At 72.5% G+C, this 3608-nt stretch carries 4 protein-coding genes; 2 read left to right on the top strand and 2 right to left on the bottom strand.

What is annotated here, in order from left to right; all coding sequences use genetic code 11:
• Window positions 1-2129, top strand: a 2129-nt coding sequence (gene glgB / locus HW445_RS22425; protein WP_180222771.1) for a 1,4-alpha-glucan branching enzyme, incomplete at its 5' end; no start/stop codon positions are given.
• An 81-nt stretch (window positions 2130-2210) separates the two neighbouring features.
• Here the strand turns inward: glgB and HW445_RS22420 are convergent.
• Entirely contained in the window at window positions 2211-2447 is a 237-nt protein-coding gene (locus HW445_RS22420; RefSeq protein WP_180222770.1) for a DUF6480 family protein, read from the bottom strand.
• 205 nt (window positions 2448-2652) lie between these two features.
• Between HW445_RS22420 and HW445_RS22415 the strand changes: the two genes are divergently transcribed.
• Window positions 2653-3093: an ATP-binding protein gene (locus tag HW445_RS22415; RefSeq protein ID WP_151773944.1), complete on the top strand. Its 441-nt coding sequence runs from the start codon at window positions 2653-2655 to the stop codon at window positions 3091-3093.
• A 68-nt stretch (window positions 3094-3161) separates the two neighbouring features.
• Here the strand turns inward: HW445_RS22415 and HW445_RS22410 are convergent.
• Window positions 3162-3608, bottom strand: a 447-nt coding sequence (locus HW445_RS22410; protein WP_218957272.1) for an ATP-binding protein, incomplete at its 5' end; no start/stop codon positions are given.

The raw sequence follows: 3608 nt of genomic DNA, 5'->3' as shown, positions 1-3608 counted from the left end.
GCCACCGGCTGCTCTCCGGCTGCCACCACGACCCGCACGCCCTGCTCGGCGCCCACCCGGTGGCGGAGGGAGTGCGCTTCCGTGCCCTGCGGCCCGGGGCGCGGGGGGTCAGCCTGGTCCTCGACGGCGGACGGCACGTCCCGCTGAACGACGAGGGCGACGGCCTCTTCGGCGGCCTGCTCGCGCTGGAGACGATTCCCGGGTACCGGCTGCACGTGGTGTACCCGGAGACCGAGGTCGAGACCGAGGACCCGTACCGGTTCCTGCCGGCGCTGGGCGAGTTCGACCTCCACCTGATCCGCGAGGGCCGGCACGAGCAGCTGTGGAAGGCCCTGGGCGCGGAGCCCATGGTCCACCAGGGGGTGACCGGCACCCGGTTCTCGGTCTGGGCGCCGAACGCCTCCGGGGTCCGGGTCGCGATGGACTCGACCTTCTGGGACGGCTCCGCCTTCCCGATGCGTTCGCTGGGCGCGTCCGGTGTCTGGGAGCTGTTCCTCCCCGGCGTCGGCGAGGGCGCCCTCTACAAGTTCGAGATCGCCACCAGCTACGGCACCCGGCTGCTGAAGGCCGACCCGATGGCCCGCCGCACCGAGTGCCCGCCCGCCACCGCCTCGGTGGTGACCGCCTCGCACTACGAGTGGGGCGACCAGGAGTGGATGGCGCACCGCGGTGACGTCCCGGTGCACGAGGCGCCGTTCTCGGTGTACGAGGTGCACCTGGCCTCCTGGCGGCCGGGGCTCACCTACCGGCAGCTCGCCGAGCAGCTGCCCGCCTATGTCAGGGAACTCGGATTCACCCATGTCGAGCTGATGCCGGTCGCCGAGCACCCGTTCGCCCCGTCCTGGGGCTACCAGGTCACCGGCTTCTACGCCCCGACCGCCCGCCTGGGCACGCCGGACGACTTCAAGTACCTGGTCGACAGCCTGCACCGGGCCGGCATCGGCGTGATCATGGACTGGGTGCCCGCGCACTTCCCGAAGGACGACTGGGCGCTGGCCCGGTTCGACGGCTTCCCCCTGTACGAGCCCGGCAACGAGATGCGGGCCGAGCACCCGGACTGGGGCACCTTCGAGTTCGACTTCGGCCGTACCGAGGTGCGCAACTTCCTGGTCGCCAACGCCGTGTACTGGTGCGAGGAGTTCCACATCGACGGCCTGCGGGTCGACGCCGTCGCCTCCATGCTCTACCTGGACTATTCCCGCGAGGACGGGCAGTGGCAGGCCAACGAGCACGGCGGGCGGGAGGACTGGGCGGCGGTCCGCTTCCTCCAGGAGATGAACGCCACCGTGTACCGCCGCAACCCGGGCGTGGTGACGATCGCCGAGGAGTCCACCGCGTGGGAGGGCGTCACCCGGCCCACCGACAGTGGCGGCCTCGGCTTCGGCCTCAAATGGAACATGGGCTGGATGCACGACTCGCTGGAGTACATCAGCCACGAGCCGGTGCACCGCAAGTACCACCACCATGAGATGACCTTCTCGATGATCTACGCCTACAGCGAGAACTACGTGCTCCCCATCTCGCACGACGAGGTGGTGCACGGCAAGCGCTCGCTGGTCTCCAAGATGCCGGGCGACTGGTGGCAGCGGCGCGCCAACCACCGCGCCTACCTGGGATTCATGTGGGCCCACCCGGGCAAGCAGCTGCTCTTCATGGGGCAGGAGTTCGCGCAGGGCGACGAGTGGAAGCTGGAGAACGGTCCCGAGTGGTGGCTGCTCGACGCGGCGTACGGCGCCCGGGCCGACCACGAGGGCGTACGGGACCTGGTGCGTGAACTCAACGCCCAGTACCTGGGCACGCCCGCGCTGTGGCAGCGGGACACCGACCCGGCCGGTTTCCGGTGGGTGGCCTGCGACAGCGCCGACGACAACCTGCTGGCCTTCGTCCGGTACGGCCGCGACGGCGCGCCGTTGCTGTCGGTCAGCAACTTCTCCCCGGTGGTCCGCCACGACTACGCGCTGTGGGTGCCCGAGGAGACCGGCGGCTCCTGGCGGGAGACGCTCAACACCGACGACCTGCGCTTCGGCGGCAGTGACGTCCGCAACGAGGGGACGGTGGAGCGTCAGCAGGACGGCTTCCTGCGCATGACGGTGCCGCCGCTGGCCACCGTCTGGCTGCGGCCGGCCTGACCCTCGTCCGACAGGGGCCGGGCGGCAGGCGCCGCCCGGCCCCTTCGGCGCCCGGCCCCGCTCCGGGGGACGGGGCGCCGCTCAGTTCCACACGCCCACGGCGTAGCCGATCAGGCCGACCGCCACCAGCAGGACGACGAACAGGATCAGCGCGAGGGGCCCCTTGGCCCAGCCCTTGGGCGGGTTGTGGGTGGTCTCCTGCGGTCCGGCCTCGGGCATGCTGCTCTCCGCGGGCGGCGTCTCGCCCGGCGGGACTCCCCCGCCGGGCTCCAGGCCGGTGGAAAGGGACGGGTCCGGATCGGGATTCGAGTAGCTCATGGGCGCCGGGTTCCCCGGCCCATCGCACCGGAACCGTCCCCTCCGGTTCGCTCGCACGCCCGCTCCCGCGCCCTCCGGCGCACCCGTCGCGGGACGCATCCCACACCCCACCGGTGCGCGTAGCCTCCTCCCCTCCGGGAACAAGCAACGAAGGAAGAGGAAGACTGCGCGACAGCACCGCGCCCGACGGGCTGGGGAAGGCACCATGGCATCCGAGCCGCGCGGGGACGACGCGCTTGCCCACCACGACGAAGAGGTACACCGCCTGACGGCCGCCTTCCCCGGCGAACTGCCGGACGTGACGGACGCCAGGCTCGCCGCCGAGGAGTTCCTCCGGGTGCTGACCCGGTCCTCCCCGCCGTCGGCGCCCGAGCACTGGGACGACATCCTGCTGGTGGTGACCGAGCTGGCCGCCAACGCGATCCAGTACGCGCCCGGCAGGTTCGAGCTGCGGATGCGCCGCACCTTCGACGGTGTCCACGCCATCCTGAGCGACACCAACCCGGAACCGCCGGCCCCGCGGCCCTTCCAGCCCAGCCGGGGCGGCGGCGGGATCGGCTGGCACCTGGTGCACACACTGTCCGACCAGGTCAGCGTGGTGCGGCGGGAGGACGGCAAGGACATCCACGTGTTCCTGCCCTGGTGAGACATCTGGCGGGAGACCTGGCGGGAACGGTCCAGGTGGACCTCGACCGGTGCGGGGCGGCCGCGCCGTCAGTCCTCACGGGACGAGGTCAGGGGAATCAGCGCGCTCACGGCCTTGCCGCCCTCCGGCAGCCGCTCGACGTGGATGTCGCGGGCCAGCCGGTGGATCAGCGGCCACCCGTAGCCGCCCGGAGCGGCCCGCTCCAGATGTGCCTCCCCCTCGGGGAAGGGCCCGGGGGAGGTCACGGCGTCCGGCACCCGGTCACTGGCGTCCCGGACCACCACCCGCACCCCCACGGCCTCGGGCCGCGCCTCGAAGCCGGTCAGGCCGCCGCCGTGCCGGACCGCGTTGGACACCAGCTCGGAGACGACCAGGCGCAGATCGACCAGGGCGCCCTCGGGCGCCCTGCGGAACGGCGTCTCCCACTCCTCCCGTACCACCGCGACGGCGTAGGCGCGGGCCGCCGAGGCACTGGCCACGGCGGCCCGCGGACGCTCGCGGACGGGGTGGGCGCC

Origin of the sequence: Streptomyces sp. UH6 (assembly GCF_013421635.1) — a bacterium.
Taxonomy (GTDB): domain Bacteria; phylum Actinomycetota; class Actinomycetes; order Streptomycetales; family Streptomycetaceae; genus Streptomyces; species Streptomyces abyssomicinicus.
The sequence above is the reverse complement of the archived record's forward strand: the minus strand, read 5'-3'. Positions and strand labels throughout refer to the sequence as shown.